General features: G+C 71.0%; 16 protein-coding genes and 1 riboswitch. Of the genes, 6 read left to right on the top strand and 10 right to left on the bottom strand.

Going from position 1 to position 17,503, the window contains the following annotated elements; translation table 11 throughout:
• Positions 1-32: 32 nt before the first annotated feature.
• Both KUF83_RS20270 and KUF83_RS20265 read right to left on the bottom strand, forming a co-directional pair.
• A complete protein-coding gene (locus KUF83_RS20270) occupies positions 33-365 on the bottom strand; it encodes a hypothetical protein (RefSeq protein WP_217456149.1) in 333 nt (110 codons plus the stop codon).
• A gap of 310 nt (positions 366-675) precedes the next feature.
• Positions 676-2,346, bottom strand: coding sequence for a cellulase family glycosylhydrolase (locus KUF83_RS20265; protein WP_217456148.1), 1,671 nt, complete (start codon positions 2,344-2,346; stop codon positions 676-678).
• 454 nt (positions 2,347-2,800) lie between these two features.
• Positions 2,801-2,984, top strand: a riboswitch (cobalamin riboswitch).
• 29 nt (positions 2,985-3,013) lie between these two features.
• Between KUF83_RS20265 and KUF83_RS20260 the strand changes: the two genes are divergently transcribed.
• Genes KUF83_RS20260 through KUF83_RS20245 form a run of 4 tightly spaced genes read left to right on the top strand, consistent with a single transcriptional unit; the run spans position 3,014 to position 5,783 of the window.
• Positions 3,014-3,715 (top strand): energy-coupling factor ABC transporter permease, encoded by a 702-nt coding sequence (locus KUF83_RS20260; protein ID WP_217456147.1) that lies wholly within the window; start codon positions 3,014-3,016, stop codon positions 3,713-3,715.
• Positions 3,712-4,167 (top strand): energy-coupling factor ABC transporter substrate-binding protein, encoded by a 456-nt coding sequence (locus KUF83_RS20255; protein ID WP_254644104.1) that lies wholly within the window; start codon positions 3,712-3,714, stop codon positions 4,165-4,167. The genes KUF83_RS20260 and KUF83_RS20255 overlap by 4 nt, the downstream gene beginning before the upstream one ends.
• A gap of 6 nt (positions 4,168-4,173) precedes the next feature.
• The gene (cbiQ, locus tag KUF83_RS20250) at positions 4,174-4,923 is read left to right on the top strand and encodes a cobalt ECF transporter T component CbiQ (RefSeq protein ID WP_217456146.1); all 750 of its coding nucleotides are present in this window, start codon (positions 4,174-4,176) and stop codon (positions 4,921-4,923) included.
• Positions 4,920-5,783, top strand: a complete 864-nt coding sequence (locus KUF83_RS20245; RefSeq protein ID WP_217456145.1) for an energy-coupling factor ABC transporter ATP-binding protein — start codon at positions 4,920-4,922, stop codon at positions 5,781-5,783. The genes cbiQ and KUF83_RS20245 overlap by 4 nt, the downstream gene beginning before the upstream one ends.
• A gap of 89 nt (positions 5,784-5,872) precedes the next feature.
• Here KUF83_RS20245 and KUF83_RS20240 read toward each other — a convergent pair whose 3' ends face one another.
• Both KUF83_RS20240 and KUF83_RS20235 read right to left on the bottom strand, forming a co-directional pair.
• A complete protein-coding gene (locus KUF83_RS20240; protein WP_217456144.1) occupies positions 5,873-7,633 on the bottom strand; it encodes a serine/threonine-protein kinase in 1,761 nt (586 codons plus the stop codon).
• Positions 7,634-7,717: 84 nt separating this feature from the next.
• A complete protein-coding gene (locus KUF83_RS20235; RefSeq protein ID WP_217456143.1) occupies positions 7,718-8,347 on the bottom strand; it encodes a GNAT family N-acetyltransferase in 630 nt (209 codons plus the stop codon).
• A 223-nt stretch (positions 8,348-8,570) separates the two neighbouring features.
• Between KUF83_RS20235 and KUF83_RS20230 the strand changes: the two genes are divergently transcribed.
• Complete coding sequence (locus KUF83_RS20230; RefSeq protein WP_217456142.1) at positions 8,571-9,062, top strand: lamin tail domain-containing protein; 492 nt, start codon at positions 8,571-8,573, stop codon at positions 9,060-9,062.
• 43 nt (positions 9,063-9,105) lie between these two features.
• On the opposite strand, the gene kstD is transcribed toward KUF83_RS20230, so the two are convergent.
• Positions 9,106-10,908 carry a 3-oxosteroid 1-dehydrogenase gene (gene kstD / locus KUF83_RS20225; protein ID WP_217456141.1) on the bottom strand — a complete coding sequence of 601 codons (1,803 nt, stop codon included), beginning with the start codon at positions 10,906-10,908 and terminating at the stop codon, positions 9,106-9,108.
• A 316-nt stretch (positions 10,909-11,224) separates the two neighbouring features.
• Here kstD and KUF83_RS20220 point away from each other — a divergent pair, with 316 nt between their 5' ends.
• Positions 11,225-11,788 carry an ABATE domain-containing protein gene (locus tag KUF83_RS20220; protein ID WP_217456140.1) on the top strand — a complete coding sequence of 188 codons (564 nt, stop codon included), beginning with the start codon at positions 11,225-11,227 and terminating at the stop codon, positions 11,786-11,788.
• Between the two features lie 95 nt (positions 11,789-11,883).
• Here KUF83_RS20220 and KUF83_RS20215 read toward each other — a convergent pair whose 3' ends face one another.
• The 5 genes from KUF83_RS20215 to KUF83_RS20195 all read right to left on the bottom strand — a co-directional run bounded on the left by KUF83_RS20215 (position 11,884) and on the right by KUF83_RS20195 (position 17,252).
• Positions 11,884-12,060 (bottom strand): hypothetical protein, encoded by a 177-nt coding sequence (locus KUF83_RS20215; RefSeq protein ID WP_217456139.1) that lies wholly within the window; start codon positions 12,058-12,060, stop codon positions 11,884-11,886.
• A gap of 180 nt (positions 12,061-12,240) precedes the next feature.
• Positions 12,241-13,638 carry an NAD(P)/FAD-dependent oxidoreductase gene (locus KUF83_RS20210; RefSeq protein ID WP_217456138.1) on the bottom strand — a complete coding sequence of 466 codons (1,398 nt, stop codon included), beginning with the start codon at positions 13,636-13,638 and terminating at the stop codon, positions 12,241-12,243.
• A gap of 396 nt (positions 13,639-14,034) precedes the next feature.
• On the bottom strand, positions 14,035-15,273 hold the full coding sequence (locus KUF83_RS20205) for a hypothetical protein (protein ID WP_217456137.1): 1,239 nt from the start codon (positions 15,271-15,273) through the stop codon (positions 14,035-14,037).
• A 236-nt stretch (positions 15,274-15,509) separates the two neighbouring features.
• Positions 15,510-16,709 carry an MAB_1171c family putative transporter gene (locus KUF83_RS20200; RefSeq protein WP_217456136.1) on the bottom strand — a complete coding sequence of 400 codons (1,200 nt, stop codon included), beginning with the start codon at positions 16,707-16,709 and terminating at the stop codon, positions 15,510-15,512.
• Positions 16,710-16,712: 3 nt separating this feature from the next.
• On the bottom strand, positions 16,713-17,252 hold the full coding sequence (locus KUF83_RS20195; protein ID WP_217456135.1) for a toxin-antitoxin system, toxin component: 540 nt from the start codon (positions 17,250-17,252) through the stop codon (positions 16,713-16,715).
• Between the last annotated feature and the right edge of the window lie 251 nt (positions 17,253-17,503).

The raw sequence follows: 17,503 nt of genomic DNA, 5'->3' as shown, positions 1-17,503 counted from the left end.
GACCGACGCCCCGTGCTCCGGGGCCGGGTCGTTCAGCCGGTCGTGGCGCGCTGGAGGCGGCGGGCCTTGACGCGGCGTGCGGGCGCCGCGGGATCGGCCACCATGCCGGCGGTCTGCGCCCGGGACGGGGTGTGCCTGCTGCTGTCCAGCCTGGCCGCGACCCGGGCCAGGACCTTGTCACCGGGGCGGGCCGCGATGTGGAAGTGCGACCGCTTCACAGGAGTCAGGTCACCACCCCAGACGACGGTTCCCTCACAGTCGACGAGGATGTCCCGCACGATCTGCTCGTGATGCGGCCACAGTCCCTCACTGCCGGCCAGTAGTGGATAAGCCCTGGGGTGGAGGGTGGGAGACGGACCTGGCACTTCCCTCGATGTGGTGGACCGCGGTGGTGTCGGGGTCGATCCGCCAGCCGTTGGCGGATGTCGTACGGGTCCACCGGGCGTCACCCGCCGCGGCCTCGGCCGCGTTGGCCGGGGCGGGGTCGAGGGCACCCTGTGCGACGGCGAGCAGTCTTCGGCCTCAGCCGAAAGGCCTGGGCGCGGGAGACCCGTAGGTCCGGAGGCACGGTCCCGGCGGCCCGCTCAGGCTCGGGCCGGAGGGCTTGAAGAGGGTGTGCGATGCGTGAGGGCCGGCGGGGTCACTGCGCCCCGCCGGCCCCTTACGCATGCCGGATCAAGCGGTGGCGCAGGTGGTGCCGTTGAGCGTGAACGTGGTCGGAGCGGTGTTGGCAGCGCCCTTGTTGGCGGTGAAGCCGACGGTGACCGAGCCGTTCACGGGAATGGTGGAGGTGTAGGAAGCGGGGGCGACACTCACCGTGCCACCGCTCTGCGTGGGGGTTCCGCCCCACATGTTGGAGACGGTCTGGCCGTTGGCGAAGGTGAAGGCGAGCTTCCAGCCGCTGACGGCGGCGGTGCCGGTGTTGCGGATGGTGATCTCGCCCTGGAAGCCGCCCGGCCACTCGTTGACGACGCGGTATCCGACGGAGCAGCCGGCGCCCGGGGTGCCGCCGCCCTCGTCGGTGGTGACGTTCACCGTCGCCGAGCGGGTCGATCGGTTTCCGGCCGCGTCACGGGCGTAGACGGCGAAGGTGTACGCCGTGTCCGCGGTGAGGCCGGTCACGGTGGCCGTGGTGACGGCCGACGCGGCGACCGTGGTCTCGGAGCTGCCGCTGACCCGGACGATGTCGTAGCCGGTGACACCGACGTTGTCGGTCGCGGCGGTCCAGTTGAGGGTCACGGACGTGGCGCCCACGGCGGAGGCACGGGGGGCGCCGGGCGTGGTCGGGGCCTGGGTGTCGCCCGGGTTGCCGCCGCCGAAGACCGTGGCTTCCCGGGAGGTCTGGGCGATGCCGTCGGCGCCGTTGAAGATGCGTTGGCCCCAGGAGCTGAGCCGGTCGGGGTCGAAGCCGATCGCGAGGTCGAGGATCGGGTCGGTGTTGCCGCTCCAGGACCAGGCGAGGTAGCCGAGCCTGAGCCGCTGCGCCGCGGCCATCATGGTGTCCTCGTCCGGGTCGCCCCACTGGTCGGGAGGTCCGCCGAACTCGCCTATGAGGATGGGCAGTCCGGCGTCGACGAAGGCGTTGAGGTAGTCGGTGATCTCCTGTGCGGTGTCGTAGACGCTGTACATGTGGATCGAGAAGATCAGGTTGCCGGTGGTGTCGGCGTCGTACACGGACCGGGCGTTGGCGCGCATGACGCCCTGCCAGTCCTGGCCCCAGTTGGGTGCGTCCACCATGATGGTGTGTTCGAACCCGGCGCCGCGCAGCTTCTTGACGGCGGCGATCGTGGGATCGGTCCAGCCGGCGGGGTCGGTGTTGCCCCAGGGCTCGTTGCCGATGTTGACGATGACGTAGTTCTCCTGGCCGGCGAGCACGCTCTTGAGGCTGATCCAGTAGTCGGCCGCGTGGTCGAGCGTGCCGGCCGCGGCCTCCTCGCCGTAGCCGGTGGTGTCGTGCACCTCCAGCACACAGATCAGCCGGTTGGCCTTGCACTGGGCGATGACGGCGGCGACGTCCTCGGGGCTGTTCCTGGTCCAGCGGTGGCCGTCGGAGAGGACGACGCGGACCGTGTTGGCGCCGAGTGCCTTGATGTCGGCCAACGACTGCGTCTCGCCCGGGTACCAGGTGTGGGCGTGGTTGACCCCGCGCATGACGAAGTCGTTGCCGTTGCCCTCGACGAGGCGGCCGTCGTCGATATGGAGGCCCGTCGCGAGGGCGCCGGGCGACTGGGCGTGCGCGGCTGCCGGAACGAGAGCGCCGAGGACGACGAGCCCCAGGAGGCTGGCCAGCCCGGCCAGCAGGGCGCTGACGAGGTTCTTTCGTGTCGTGCTTCTTGCTCTTCTCACTGCGACTCCAGAAAGTGAGCGCCAAGAAACGTGAGTTTCGGGAAGTGGGAGCGCTCCCATAGAGTCACCTTGCCAGGGGCACGTCAAGACATCGCGCAGGCTCCGGCCCGTACCGGACGTCCGCCGTGCTGCTCCAGGCTGTCGCACGCAAGAACGTCGCAACCGGCGACGTACTCCTTCGTCACCACGAACGGCCCCTCGCTGCGCAGCACTTCGCCACCCCTTACGCGTACGGTCACCGCGTCGGCCGGGCCCGCAGCCGGCGGCCGTGCAGTCGTACGCCCCACCGCGTCAGGTCCTCCGCCCACGTTTCGGCAGGCGCCATGCCGGAGGCGTCGGCTGATGAGCGGGGCGGCCGGGCCGCCGTTCCGTTCCCACCCGGGGGGGATCGGCGTGCGCCCCGTCACCACCCTCGCGCCCCTGAGGGCCGCTTGTCACCACCCCTGTACGCGCACTACTGTCACCACGCCTTGGTGAACGGGAAATCCGGTGTGATGCCGGTGCGGCCCTCGCCACTGTGATCGGGAAGTCCGGCTCCAGCCCTCGCGGGCAGCCACTGGGTCCTCGGACCCGGGAAGGCGGAGCACGGGCGGTGGTACCCGTCAGCCAGGAGACCGGCCAAGGCACGTCAACCATCCACGAGGTGCTGGAGAGGGTCTGCTGAGCCATGCACATTGCCGAGGGTTTCCTCCCACCGGCGCACGCGATCGCCTGGGGCGTCGCGTCCGCGCCCTTCGTCGTCCACGGAGCCCGGTCACTCACCCGTGAGGTCAAGGACAATCCCGAGAGCACCCTGCTCCTCGGTGCCTCCGGAGCCTTCACGTTCGTCCTCTCCGCACTCAAACTGCCCTCGGTGACCGGGAGCTGCTCGCATCCCACCGGTACCGGGCTGGGTGCCATCCTCTTCCGGCCGCCGATCATGGCCGTGCTCGGCACCATCACCCTGCTCTTCCAGGCCCTGCTGCTCGCCCACGGCGGCCTGACGACACTCGGCGCGAACGTCTTCTCCATGGCGATCGTCGGGCCATGGGCCGGTTACGGCATCTACCGGCTCCTGCGGCGTTTCGACGTGCCGCTGATGGTCGCGGTGTTCTTCGGCGCGTTCGTCGCCGACCTGTCCACCTACTGCGTGACCAGCGTGCAACTGGCGCTCGCGTTCCCCGACCCGAGCAGCGGATTCCTGGGCGCACTCGGCAAGTTCGGCTCGATCTTCGCCGTCACCCAGATTCCGCTCGCGGTCAGCGAGGGCCTTCTCACCGTGCTCGTGATGCGGCTCCTGGTGCAGTCCAGCAAGGGCGAACTGACCCGGCTCGGCGTGCTCCTCACCAAGAAGCAGTCCAGGACCGAGACCGAGGCGGTGGCCCGATGAGCAGGAACACGAAGATCAACGCGCTGCTGCTCCTCGTCGTGGTCGCACTCGCCGTCCTGCCACTGGCTCTCGGCCTCGGCGATCACAAGAAGGAGCCGTTCGCGGGCGCCGACGCAGAGGCGGAAACCGCGATCACGGAGATCGAACCCGACTACGAGCCCTGGTTCTCCCCTCTGTACGAGCCGCCGTCGGGTGAGATCGAATCGGCACTGTTCGCCCTCCAGGCCGCCCTCGGTGCCGGTGTCCTCGCCTACTACTTCGGTGTCCGCCGCGGACGCCGCCAGGGCGAACTGCGCGCCCGGGCACAGCAGGACGGCCAGGACTCCACCCCTGTCACCGCCCCGGACGTCACCACCTCCGCGGAGGTCACCACTTCACCGGGCGGCACCACCGCGAAGACCCACGGGAGCACACCCGCCGGCACCGGTGAGTCCTCGGTCGGACGGATCTGAGCGTTCATGCTGCCCATTGACGCGGCGGCGCACAGCAGCCGCTGGCGCCGCCGCCACCCGGTGGACAAGGCCGTCCTCGGACTGGGCCTGACCGTGCTCGCCATCTCCCTCCCGCCCTGGCCGGGCGCCGCTCTGGTCCTGTTGACGGCCCTCAGTGTGCTGCTGGGCCCGGCCGGGGTCCCCGCCCGGCGGCTGTGGCGCGCCTACCGGGTGCCGCTGGGGTTCTGTGTGACCGGGGCCCTCCCCCTGCTCCTGCAGGTCGGCGGGCCCGACGGCTTCCTGACACCGGCCGACGGCGGGCCCGTACGCGCCGGAGAACTGTTGCTGCGTACCTCCGCGGCCTCCCTCGGTGTCCTGCTGTTCGCGTTCACGACCCCCATGTCCGACCTGTTGCCGCGCCTGGTGAAGGCCGGGGTGCCCGCGCCGGTCGTCGACGTCGCCCTGGTGACGTACCGGATGAGCTTCCTGCTGCTCGACTCCGTGCGGCGGATCCGGGACGCGCAGGCCGCACGGCTCGGGCACACCACACGGGCCGCCCAGTGGCGTTCGCTGGCGGGGCTCGGCGCCACCGCGTTCGTCCGGGCCTTCGACCGGGCGACGCGGCTGCAGGCAGGGCTCGCCGGACGCGGTTACGACGGCACCCTGCGCGTCCTCGTTCCGGAGGCCCGCGTCTCCGCACGCTTCACGCTCGCCAGCGTCGCGCTGCTCACGGCCGTGGCCGCCCTCACCTTCGTACTGGAAAGGCCGCTGCGATGAGCGAGCCCGTGCTGGTCGCCCTGCGGGGCGCGTCCTACGCCTACGAGGACGGCCCGCCCGTGCTCCGCAACCTCGACTTCGAGGTGCGCGAGGGACGCGCGCTCGCCCTTCTCGGCCGCAACGGCAGCGGCAAGACCACCCTGATGCGGCTGCTGAGCGGCGGACTGCGGCCGGACACGGGCCAGTTGGCTGTCGCGGACCAGCCGGTCCGGTACGACCGCAAGGGCCTGACCAGGCTGCGCACGACCGTCCAGCTCGTCGTCCAGGATCCCGACGACCAGCTGTTCGCCGCGTCCGTCGGGCAGGACGTGTCGTTCGGGCCGCTGAACCTCGGCCTGACCGACCTCGAGGTACGGGCCCGGGTGGACGAGGCGCTCGCCGCGCTGGACATCAGTGCCCTGGCCGACCGGCCCACCCATCTGCTCTCCTACGGCCAGCGCAAACGGACCGCGATCGCGGGCGCCGTGGCGATGCGGCCGCGCGTCCTGATCCTCGACGAACCGACCGCCGGGCTCGACCCGGACGGCCAGGAACGCTTGCTCGCGGCCCTGGACGGGCTGCGCGAGGGCGGTACCACCGTGGTGATGGCGACGCACGACGTGGACCTCGCCCTGCGCTGGGCCGACGACGCCGCCCTCCTCACCCCGGACGGAGTGTTCACCGGCCCGGCTGCCGGGACGCTGGCCCGCACGGATCTACTGGAGCAAGCGGGTCTGCGTCTGCCCTGGGGCGTCGCGGTCGCTCAACTCCTGCAAACGCAAGGCCTGTTGACCGACCTGTCACCCGGCCCGCTGACGGCGGAGGAACTGGCCGCCATGACCTCCCGACACTCCGCTCCCCCGGTACCGGCTGACGGCTGACAGCTGACGGCTGACGGCTGACGGCTGACGGCTGACGGCTGACGGCTGACGGCTGACGGCTCATGTGCCGTCGGCCCGCACGCCGTTCGCTATCCGTCGAAAGGCATCACCTTGGTCACCTTGCCGTGCGGGTCGGCCTGCACGTACCCACCCTTGTTGTACTCGTCGCTGAGGTAGGCGGACATGTAAGCCGCTGTGCCGAACACCGTGTTGGGCGGTTTGACCAGCAGATAGCGGCTCGTGGCGTTGTCGACGTTCAGCTTCCTGTCGGCCTCGGCGAACAGCGCGGGAACCTTGTCCCAGTCGAAGTCGTCCAGACTCATCGGCTGGGCCCCGCCGGACAGTTGGTTCTTGATGATGCCCTTCTCCACTCCGCTGTCGACGCGGTAGCTGTAGAGGTCGTAACTGGTCCGGCTGCCCTTGACCATCACCTCGGCGGAGATGTGATCGGGGTAGACCGAGAAGGCCCCGAACCGGTCGCGGCCGGTGTCCTTCTCGATGGCCCGGATCGCGGAGCGAATCCCGTCCGGGGTCAGCAGGCCGGTGGTCTTCGACTGTTCCGGCTGTTCCTTCCCCTCCGACTGCTTCGGCTGCTCCGGTTGTTTCGTCTGCCGGGACGTGCCGCTCGGGTCGATCGAGGAAGAACTGGCCGACGGCTTCCCCTTCGCTCCGTTCGCTCCGTTCGAGGAGTCGTCACCCGCGGAGGACGAGCCGCCGTTCCCCCAGCCGGGCAGCAGTGTCCACGCCAGTACGCCCACCAGGACCGTGCCCGCGGCGGACAGGGCGACCGTGGCACGGCGGCCTCGCCCCGCCGGGCGGACGGGTGTCGGCGCACCGGGTCCCGTCCGGTCCGGCACGGCCGGGCCCGACGGAACGTACGGCCGGGGTACGGCGTCCTGCGGTGTCGGCCGGTCCTGGTGCACGGCGGACCCGCCGAGGTGGTGGAGCGGGGTGGCCTGGGCGGTGCCGGCCGGTGGAGGGGTGAGCCGGTAGGACGTGGGCTCCGTGCGGCTGTCCGCGACGTCCGCCAGCATCCGGTCGAGCGTCCCGGCGTCCGGGCGTGCCGCCGGGTCCCTCACCAGTACGCCCATCAGCACATCCGCCAGGGGTCCGGCCTTCTCCGGCGGCGGCACGTCCTCGTAGAGCACGGCCGCGAGGGTCGCCAGCGTCGTGCCCCGGCTCAGCGGGTGACGGCCCTCGACCGCGGCGTACAGCATCATCGCCAGTGACCACAGGTCCGAAGCCGATCCGCCGTCGTTGCCCGCGACCCGCTCGGGGGCCATGTAGTCGGCGGTGCCGATGATCGACCCGGTGGCGGTGAGAGCCGTGGACTCGCGGATCGCCGCGATGCCGAAGTCCGTGAGCACGGGGCGGCCGTCGGGGCGCAGCAGGACGTTGGCGGGCTTGACGTCCCGGTGCTGGATGCCGGCGTCGTGGGCGGCCCGTAGCGCCGCCAGTACCTCGCGCCCGAGCCGTGCCGTGTCCGCGGGGTCCATCGGGCCCCGGCCCAGCCGGTCGGCGAGCGAGCCGCCGGTGACCAGTTCCATCACGATCCACGGATAGGTGCCCTCGCCGCCGTCGACGATGTGGTGGATCGTCACGACGTTCGGATGGTCGATCCTCGCCAGTGCCCGCGCCTCGCGCAGCACCCGCTCCCGCAGCATCCGCGCGCCGTCCGGGTCGTACTCGGCGAGGTCGATGTCCGGGGGCCGCACCTCCTTGACGGCCACCTGTCGGTGCAGGGCGAGGTCCGTGGCCCGCCAGACCGTGCCCATCCCGCCGCCGCCGAGCCGCGACTCCAGCCGGAACCGCCCGTCGATGACCCGTCTGCCGGAGTCCGCCTCGCTCATGCGCGGGAGCATAGAGGACAGGTCGGACAGGAGTTCCCCCGGGCGGACGGTCCGGGGAACGGCCTGCTCGGCCGGGTGTGGCGGCTACGGAGTGTTCGCGGCCGTCGACCTGCCGAGGTAGGTGAGGGGGCCCGGGTCGGGCACAGGGATCTCGTGGAAGCCGAGGCGGTCGTAGAACGCCCGTGCGGCGGTGTTGGCAGTGACCATGCCGAGGTGGACGGCTGGAACGCCGCGGCTCTCCAGCGCGGCCAGGAAGGAGCGCATCAGGGCTCGTCCGAAGCCCCGCCGTTGCCATTCCGGCAGGAGATCGATGTGGAGGTGCGCCGGGTACGCGACGAGTGCGGGCAGGACCATCCGCTCGGGAGTGTGCAGCAAATGGATCATCTCCTCGCTGGGTGTACGGGGTGCCGTCGTCGGTTCGGGATAGCGGCGGGCGACGCGGGGGATCCAGGTCGCGCGGAAGTTCTTGACGAACTGTTCCGTGTCCGCGGTGCCGACGACGTAACCGACCGGCCTGCCCGATCCGTCGTCCAGGACGAAGGCCAGTTCCGGCTCCAGGTGGCAGTAGGGCGCGGCGAATATGGACGGCATCAACTCCTCGTCGGGGTAGCGGTCGCGCGAGTCGCCTCCGTCGAGGGCGGTCCGCACGCAGACGGCGGCGACTCCGGCACGGTCGGCGAGTTGGTAGGGGCGAATTCCGGGCTGCGACAGCATGGCAAGCATCCTTGCGTGCATGGGAGCGCTCCCACAAGCCGGGGAAGGTACCTTTTTCCGCTTCCCCGGTCGACCACCTCGGGAGCCTGCACGGGCCGTTCGACCGTGCCCTCACTTATCACGTTTCGATAGCGGAATAGGTAATTTCCTCGCACCCAACACGGATGTTTCACGACATGGCTAGGCTCCGGTGCCTTGCAGGTATCCGGAGGGGGAATTTCTCATGCGTAAACACCCGGTCATAGCCGCGGCCGTCACCGTAGGCGCGCTGGCCGTCGTCGTCACCCCGGCCCAGGCGGCCGAGTACCAGTCGGCTCTGAAGATCCGCGGTGTGCAGTACGACGCACCCGGCAGCGACTCCAACAACTGCGCCACCGGCAACACGGACGAGGAGTACCTGACGATCAAGAACTACTCGTCCTCGGCGACCATCAACCTGAAGAACTATCTGGTCGAGGACGCCACCGGCAATCGCTTCCTCTTCACCGCGAACCACTACCTCCAGCCCGGCGACTACGTGAAGCTGCGCGGCGGCAACGGGACCGACTCCGAAGGCCGGAACGTCGTCTACCGCGACAACTGCAACTTCATGTGGAACAACCCCGGCGACACGATCTACTTCTACAAGCCCTCCGGAAGCCGCTCCGACGTGCACAAATACACCAAGAGCGGTTCCGACTCCGACGGCAACGGCTACATCCGCTTCCACAGCTGACCGTCCGGACAGGATCGTTGAGCGGGCCTCCTCGTCCGGGACGTCAGGCCCCGGCGCCCGCCGCGATGTCACGCGCCGCGATGTAGCCGAAGGTCATCGCCGGTCCGATCGTCGAGCCCGCGCCCGCGTAGCTGTGCCCCATGACGGCCGCGCTCGCGTTCCCGGCCGCGTACAGGCCGGGGATCACGGATCCGTCCGGGCGCAGTACGCGCGCCCGGGCGTCGGTGCGCAGACCGCCCTTGGTACCGAGGTCACCGGGGACGATCTTGAAGGCGTAGAACGGGGCCAGCCACAGCGGCGCCAGGCAGGAGTTCGGGAGGATCGCCGGGTCGGTGTAGTAGTGGTCGTAGACACTGTCCCCGCGGTGGAAGTCGGTGTCGGTGCCGCCGCGGGCAAGGCCGTTGAAGCGGTTGACGGTGGCGCGGAGGGCTGCCGCCGGCACTCCGATCCGCTGAGCCAGGGCGTCGAGCGTCCACTCCTTGTGGGCGGCGCCTGACGAGTACCAGGCGTCGGGGAACGTGAACGTCGGAGCGACGTCCTTGAAGAGGTAGCGGTTGCGGTAGTTCTGGTCGACGATCAGCCAGGCCGGGATGTGCGGGGCGTTCGCGTGCTGCTCGTACATGGTGTGGACGACGTCGCTGTAGGGGGCCGCCTCGTTGACGAAGCGGGCTCCCGCGGCGTTGACGAGGAGCCCACCGGGCAGGGTGCGTTCGGCGAGACAGAAGTAGGGCTCACCGGGCAGCGGGATGGCCGGGCCCCACCATGCGTCGTCCATCAGGTCGAGTGCGGCACCCGCCTGCCGGCCCGCGCGGATCCCGTCCCCGGTGTTCTCCTTGGCTCCGACCGTCCACTGCGTGCCGATGGGCTGTCGCTGGTACTGCTCGCGCATGGCCGCGTTGTGCTCGAAGCCGCCCGAGCCGACGATCACCCCGCGCCTCGCCCTCACCAGGCCCGGCGCGCCGTCCCTGGTCACGACGGCTCCCGCCGCTCTGCCGCTTTCCAGGTACAGCTCGGTGAGCGGGCTGTTCAGCCAGACCGGCACCCTGGCCGTGAGCAGTCCCGCGCGCAGGCCGGCCGCCAGCGACTGGCCCATGGTGAGGGGTTTCTGGCCGAGGAGTGCCGCTTTGGTGCCGCGGGACAGACACTCCGTGGCGACGGCGAGGCCCTTCGCGCTGACCGCGGAGAGGGCGAGCCACTTGTAGTCGGTACTGAAGACGACCATGCCGCTCGGGACCGCCAGGTACGGAGGGTTCAGCCGGGCCAGCTCGGCGCCGAGGATGTTGCCGTCGAGCTGGGCGGGTTCTATGGACCGGCCGCCGGGCAGACCGCCGGGCAGTTCGGGGTAGTAGTCGCTGTAGCCCTCCATCCAGCGGAACCGCAGCGGGCTGTTGGCCATGACGAAGGAGATCATGGCGGGCCCGTGCCCGAGAAAGGCCTGGCGTCGGTCGGCGGACACGTCGGGACCGACCACCGCGGCCAGGTAGGTCGCCGCCTTCGCCGGGGTGTCGGGGACGCCGGCGGCCAGGATCACCGGATTGTTCGGGATCCAGATACCGGCACCCGAGCGCGCCGCCGAACCGCCGAAAGTGGCCGCCTTCTCCACGACGACGCAGCTCAGCCCCTGTTTCGCGGCCGTCAGGGCTGCGGTCATCCCCGCCGCACCCGAGCCGATCACCACGACGTCGTACGTGCCGAGCAGGGGCAGGTCGGCCGCCTGGGCCGTGCCGGGGAGGCCGGCCGCGAGCGCCAGCCCCGTTCCGGTCGCCGCGCCGAGCACCCGGCGCCTCGACGGGCCGGACAGGGAGGAGGAATCAGTACGTCTTGCGGGGTCCGCGCTAGTGGCCATGGCAGGGCGCTCCAACCGGGCGAAGGAATGGGAGTGCGTGCTGTGCCCCGGGAGCCAACTCACGTATGGTGTCCCGGTTCTGATGCGGAGTCAGGAATGTGGCGCGGGGGTCTTGGTAAGTCAAGGGTCACGCCGGCCGGACGACGGACGATCACCGGCCCCCACCCGCGCCGGGGCCGCATCGGGACCTGCTTCCGACGCTCGGGCGAACGACCCTGCCCGGACCACGCGCCCCTCGCCGCCCCCACTCCCCCGTAACCTCTTCAACCGGTGACCAGCCTTGCAAGGGGCCTCTGTCACCTGCCAGGATGGTGACGTGAATCTGGATCACGTCTTCGTCTGCGGGAACCCGGCGCTGGACTTCGCCGCGACGCTCCGCGCCCGCCGCACACTCCGCGCCGAGACGCTCGTGTCTCCGGAGCGGCTGGACGCCTGGTACGTCGAAGCCGGGATCGTCGACGCCCTCTCCCCCAGCGGGGAGTCCGACGTCGCCCAGGCGGTCGCTCTGCGCGAGGCGGTCTACGTGCTGGTCACCGCGCGGCGCCTCGGCGAGTCCTACGAAGCCGAAGCACTCGCCACCGTGAACGGCGCGGCCCGCAAGCCATCCGCCACCCCGCAACTCACCGCGACGGGGCGGCATACGGAGGCGACAGCGGAAGAAGCCCTCTCCACCGTGGCGCGGCACGCCGTCGAGGTGCTGAGCGGCCCGGAGGTGCCGCTGCTCAAGGAGTGCGGCAACCCCGAATGCACCCGCGTCTACATCGACCGGTCGCGTGGGGTTCGCCGGCAGTGGTGCGGCATGGAGTCCTGCGGGAACAAGCTCAAGGCCGCCGCGTACCGCGCCCGCAAGAAGCAGGTCCAGGCACCGGCCGCCCACTGACGCCCCCGGCCACCGGCTGCGCGAGTGCGTCTCGGCGGCCGGTGGCCCGGTCGGCCGACCGCCGCGGGATCACGGCACGCGCGATCCCGCACCCGTCAGAAGATGTTGCGGACGAGCCACTCGTCATCGTCATACGCGTTGCGCGCGGGATCCACCACCGTGGCCGGCTTCTCCTCGACGGTGTCCGCGAGGCGGACCCTCTCCGGCAGCGTGCCGAACCGGGCGCGGCGTGCCGCCTCGGCGGCATCCGGAGCCTTCTCTCCCTGCGGCATCTCGGCCTCCTGCGTCTCGGAGCTGCGCGACATCACCAGCTTGACTGGTGACGATCCTCGCAGAGGGGCCGTCACCAGTCAAGGGGGTGATGACGCCGGGCCGATGCCCCTGGACCGCACCCTGACGCGTTGCCCCGGACCGCTCCCCGAAAGACTGCCCGGAGGGCTGCGGAGAGGCGCTCAGGCCGTGACGGCGTCGCGTTCGTGGTCCGTCAGCGGCGGGCCCGCGAGGTGCGGCTTCTTCCGGCCGAAGTAGACGAGGGCGAGCATGTCGGGCAGGAAGAGCCGGACGGGCGGCTTCTCCATGCTCATCACGTCCAGCAGGATGCGCAGGGCGTGGGGGTTCCGCGAACCGGCGTCGACAGCTCTGTCCACGAAGGCGGCGAGCGCCTTTTCGAGCCGTGTGGGCGGCTCGTCGCTGGCGCCCGGATAGAACACGTCCTGGCCCACGGCCAGATTCCAGGCGTTCTCCACCGGACGTGCCGCGCCCTTCTGGATGCGCCGGGCCGTGCCGGGGGCGCCGAGGTCCTGCCGTTGCAGGATGTGGTGCAGTGCGACGACGCTCTGCGCGGCGGCGCTCAGCCCGTGACCGTAGACGGGGTTGTAACCGGCGACCGCCTCACCGAGGACGGCGAAGCCGTCGGGCCAGCGGGCGGCCTTCTCGTAGTAGCGCCGCCGGTTGGCCGTGCTGCGGGTGGTGACGACGTCCGTCTCGGGCTCGGCGTCGGCGAGGAGTTCGCCGATGACGGGGTGCGGCAGCCGCAGCGCGAAGGGCACGAACTCGTCGTTGTCGGCGCTCGGCCGGCCCCCCTCGGTTCCGGAGAGCGTGACCAGCCACCGGCCGTTCTCGATGGGAGCGATGATCCCGCCCCTGCCGGGATTCTGCCGGGGGTCGGCCTGGACGTTGACGATCGGGAATCCCTCGGCGGTCCGGCCGGGGGCGCGGTAGATCCGGCTGGCGTACCCGACACCGGCGTCGACCGTGCGCTCCACCACCGGCGGAAGTCCCAGGTCCTGCAGCCAGACGGGGGCGCGGCTGCCCCGTCCGCCCGCGTCGATCACCAGGTCCGCCGGGAGGGTGCTCTCGGTGTCCGCCGACCGTATTCGGACCCCGGTCACGCGGCGGGCGCTGCCTTCCAGCGACAGCAGTTCGGTGTCCTGGCGCAAGGTGATGCGCGGATGTTTCAGCACCCTGGCGCGGATCACCGCGTCGAGCAGGTCGCGGCTGCACAGCAGATTGATGTGGTGGGCGTGGGCGAAGCGCCGGAACCACTGTCCGGAGGGGGCCTTGGACACCAGGTCGGCCATGACGGGGGTTCTGCGGGCACCACGGTCGACGAGCTGGTCGACGATGCCCGGCAGAAGCTCCTCCATGGCCTTGACGCCACCCGACCACAGCACATGCGCGTGTCTGGCCTGCGGCAGGCCCTTGCGGGGCCGGGGGCCGTCCGGCAGGACGTCCCTCTCGACGATCGTGACGTCCGCGTGGTCGGCGAGTACCGCTGCGGCGAGCATGCCCGTCATGCCCCCTCCGACGACGATCGCACTGCGCCCGGGGATGGAGCTCGTGTCAGGCATGGATGGTGGCCCTCTCTGTTGACCGTCGTCGGCGCATGGCTGCGGTACTCGGGTCGCGCTGCTGCGCGTGGTCGCTGGTCGGATCGCCAGGCCGGAACCCTCCTCGGTCCGGCCCTTTGATCGAACCATGATCGGGCCAGGAGGGCACCGCGGGGCCCTGAATCCCAACTGGGCCCCGCGGGAGCCCTCCTGAGAGGGGATCAGCTCCGGTACCTCGGCAGTACAGGGCGATACGGCCCCGCTCCGCGGCGACTTGTCGCCGCGCTCGCCGGGGAAGACGTCGCCGGACTCGTACGGAGCCGGTGGGCGCCCGGCGCACGGCTCGGCCGCCCCCGCTCGCTCAGCGGCGGGACCGACGGCACGGCGACCCCGGCGCCCCGGCGGGCGCTCGCGGCTTCAGTCGTGGCGTACTTTCTGCCGGGCCGCCCGCTGTCGGGCCTCGGCGACGACCGGTGAGGACGCGAGGGCCTGCGCGAGCTCCACCATGAGGTGCGGCTGCACCACGGACCGCAGCCGTCCCGGCTCCGCCGGGAGGTCGGCGTCCGGGCCCGCCGCAACCCGCACCCTGGCCGCCGCGAGCATGGCCGCCTCGGCCACGATCTCCGCATGGTCCGGCGGCGTCCGCCCACCCGGCGGACGTGAGGCGGCGGGGACGGGAGCCGGGGTCGTGGCCCGGGCCGCGGAGTGGTCCGCCTCTTCGCGCACGGCGGAGCGGGCCGCCCTGCGGACCTCGTCGTCGAAATGGGGTGAGCACACCAGGACTCCGTCGAGGATCGTGATCTCCTGCTGGACCAGGCGCACCACCGGGAGATCCCACCAGTGGGTGTCGGCCACCGGTGTCCGCAGGTCGCGCATCTCCAGCCAGAGGGGCCTGAGGAGCCGATAACGCCTCCAGGCGCGGAGGTTGTCCGCGACGGACGGTCCGACCCGCGGCAGCGCGAAGCCGGCGGCGACGGTGACGCCCGCGACCGCCACCAGGGGCGGCGAGACACTGGTGGAGAGGAAGTCCCAGTCGCGGCCGCTCCAACGGGCCCCGATGGCAAGGTACTTGGCGAACTGGTACGACAGGTCGAACAGGACGCCGACGGCTATCAGCGTCAGGCCCTGCCGGGTGAGGTCCCGCACCTTCCGCAGCCAGCCCAGGCACATGCCCGCGAGGGCGGCGGTGGCCGCGGTGTGGGAGATCAGGTACAGCAGGATCATTTCGCGCATGTACGGCGTCGTGGCGTAGTACGTGTCAAGGTCCCGGGTCCGCTCGACGGGCACGTCGGCCAGGGTGAAGAGGACCACGATCCCGATGATCACCAGCCCGTAGACGTACACCACCAGGCGGGACGCGTGGGCGACCCTTCCGGGCTCCCCGCCCCGCCAGGCGATCATCAGGACGAGGTAGGAGGCACTCAGCGCGGACATCCCCGAATAGACCAGCGGGGCGGAGAAGTTGGCGATGCCGACGAGTTCGTTGACGACGCTGATGGTGGGCGGCGCGGACAGGATGCAGACGCAGGCCCCGACGACCAGGACCGCACTGCTCGACACCATCAGCGGGTCACGCCACGATCCCCCCATGGACGACAGCTTGAAGACGGCGGTGACGAGAAGGATCACGCCGGGGATGTAGAAGACGACGTCCACGGTTCACCGGCCTTCCGCGGTCGCCGACCGGTGTCGTCGGGCCGGGCGGACCAGCCCGCGCCCGGATCTGCCGGGCGACGACGGCGAACGGGGCCCGGAGCGCTCCGGCCTCGCGGGCAGGCCGGCGCGAGCAGGTGGTGTCCCCGTGCCGGGGGAACGGCAGGGTGACTTCGCGACAAGGGGCCGCGATGCCCGAAGGGCGCTCGGGCGGGGCCGGGCGGTGGGGGGAAGGTGGGTCATCTGGGAGATTTCTCGCCGTCTTCGGCCGGGGTGGCGGCAGGGCTCTCGCGGCGGACCGCCGCGACGATCGGGGACACGCGCAACGCGGCGGACACGCTCGCGGGTGCGGTGCGCACCGCGCTGATCTCCGTGTGGTCCAGGAGGGCGTGGGGATCGACGGGCAGGCCCAGGCGGACGTCCCGGACGGCTGCGGCGACCATGGCGGCGCGGCCGATCCGGGCGGCCTCGTCGAAGGAACGGCCCTCGGCGGCCGCCTCGGTCTGCGCGCGCGTACGGACCGCGCCGTCGAACCAGGGCCCCACGAGGCTCAGTCCGTCCTGGATGCCCGCCTCGCGCTGCGTGAGCCGGACGTGGGGCGACGAGTACCACGGGATGGGCCCGGCGAGCGGCGTCCGGGGCGAGGCGTACCCGAGTTCGCGCCACAGAGGGCCCAGCTCCCGGTAGGTCCTCGCCGCCCGCCAGTTCCAGACGAGCCACGGCCCCACCAGGGGCAACAGGAATCCGACGGTGGCGCAGGGCGCGGACAGCGCGGAGAGGAGAGGCGCCAGGGTCGTACTGAGAGCGCCCCAGTCCTGACCGGCCCAACGTGCCATCACCGCGGCCAGCTTGAGGCCACTGAAGGCCAGGTTCAGCAGCCAGCCCACGACGAGGATCCACAGCCCGGCCCGCAGCCACCCGCCGACCTGCAGCGCCCAGCGCCAGCACAGCACCGTCGTGACGAGAGCGGCGGTCATGTGGGCGACCAGGTAGAGCAGGATCATCTCGCGGATGAAGGGGGTCGTCGCGTAGTAGGTGTCGAAGTCGGTGTGGCGGTCCGCCGGGGCGTCACCGAGCGCGAAGAGGACGACCAGCAGGACGATGACCAGGGCGTACCCGGCCTGCCAGCGGCGTGAGACGCGCCGCACGTACGCGGGCGGCCCTCCGCGCCAGTGGACTATGAGCAGCAGGCAGGACGCGCTGAAGGCGCTGATGATGCCGTACACCAGCGGGCTGGAGAAGTTGGCCGTGCCGGTGGCCTCGTTGACGGCGGTGATCGTGGGCGGGGCCGCGAAGAAGAAGCCGGCGCCGCCGAGGGCGATCACCAGGCAGACGGTCCGTACGAGCGGGTCGCGCCAGTCCTTCACCAGGCCCGGCAGTTTGACGGCCAGGCCGACCATCATGGCGACGGCCGGTATGTAGTAGTCGGAGGAGTCCACGGCTCAGACCTGTGGCCGACGCTGTCCCAGCGACGCACCGATGCGGCCGGCGACCCGCCCCCGGTCCATGGCCGTGCTGTCGGGTTCTCCCTCCAGCCAGATCCGGAAGCGGGTGACCGCGAGCAGTCCGAACCTCTCGGCGTCGGCCTCCTCGCGCCGGTCGAACTCGGTGCGGGCGGCCACCTTCCGTACGGGCTCCTGGAGTTCGGAGAGCTCGGCACCGGTCGAGAGCATCCGGGCCGCCACCGCCTTGCCCACCACGTGGTTGCCGCAGTCGCCCCTGAGCATGTGCCAGACCTCGTGGAAGAAGATCGCCAGCTGGTGCAGGGGGGTCGCCCGCTTGTCCACCACGATGAGGTCGTAGGCGGGGAGGTCCAGCCACAGTCCACTGGCGGTCTGGTGGGGGAACTCCTCCTTCACGAGCCGGACCTCACGGCCCCTCAGCTCGCTCACGGAGGTGATCAGCGCCGCGAACAGAAGCTCGGGGTCCGTGGGCGCGGGCAGGTTCAGCCCGTCGACCAGCTGGCCGATCAGATTCCGCATCTCTTTGGCTTTGCCTGTGCGCACCGCTCTCCCCCGTGAACCTCAGCACGGGCACCGTCACGCGGCGTCCGCCGAATCCCACCTTGCCTGTGTACCCGGCCGAAGGCGTTCGGTGGCCATGCGTGAGGCGGGTCCGGGGTGGACGCCCACGGGACCGGCCCCCTGCACGGGCGCCGACGCACCCGACCCGGTAGGCAAATATGTCAAACACGAGCCGTGTCGGCCACACCCGGCTGCGAGAAACACTCCGG

The organism is Streptomyces sp. BV286 (assembly GCF_019090165.1).
Taxonomy (GTDB): domain Bacteria; phylum Actinomycetota; class Actinomycetes; order Streptomycetales; family Streptomycetaceae; genus Streptomyces.
Note: the sequence above shows the minus strand (reverse complement) of the source record. Positions and strands in the feature narration are given on the sequence as shown.

Bases quoted from the DNA above. Each gene is read 5' to 3' on its own strand.
- KUF83_RS20195 (WP_217456135.1), bottom strand. From the start codon at position 17,252: ATGCGGAATCTGATCGGCCAGCTGGTCGACGGGCTGAACCTGCCCGCG.
- KUF83_RS20215 (WP_217456139.1), bottom strand. From the start codon at position 12,060: ATGCCGCAGGGAGAGAAGGCTCCGGATGCCGCCGAGGCGGCACGCCGC.
- KUF83_RS20210 (WP_217456138.1), bottom strand. From the start codon at position 13,638: ATGCCTGACACGAGCTCCATCCCCGGGCGCAGTGCGATCGTCGTCGGA.
- KUF83_RS20255 (WP_254644104.1), top strand. From the start codon at position 3,712: ATGAGCAGGAACACGAAGATCAACGCGCTGCTGCTCCTCGTCGTGGTC.
- KUF83_RS20230 (WP_217456142.1), top strand. From the start codon at position 8,571: ATGCGTAAACACCCGGTCATAGCCGCGGCCGTCACCGTAGGCGCGCTG.
- KUF83_RS20245 (WP_217456145.1), top strand. From the start codon at position 4,920: ATGAGCGAGCCCGTGCTGGTCGCCCTGCGGGGCGCGTCCTACGCCTAC.
- KUF83_RS20260 (WP_217456147.1), top strand. From the start codon at position 3,014: ATGCACATTGCCGAGGGTTTCCTCCCACCGGCGCACGCGATCGCCTGG.
- cbiQ (WP_217456146.1), top strand. From the start codon at position 4,174: ATGCTGCCCATTGACGCGGCGGCGCACAGCAGCCGCTGGCGCCGCCGC.
- KUF83_RS20235 (WP_217456143.1), bottom strand. From the start codon at position 8,347: ATGCTGTCGCAGCCCGGAATTCGCCCCTACCAACTCGCCGACCGTGCC.
- kstD (WP_217456141.1), bottom strand. From the start codon at position 10,908: ATGGCCACTAGCGCGGACCCCGCAAGACGTACTGATTCCTCCTCCCTG.
- KUF83_RS20240 (WP_217456144.1), bottom strand. From the start codon at position 7,633: ATGAGCGAGGCGGACTCCGGCAGACGGGTCATCGACGGGCGGTTCCGG.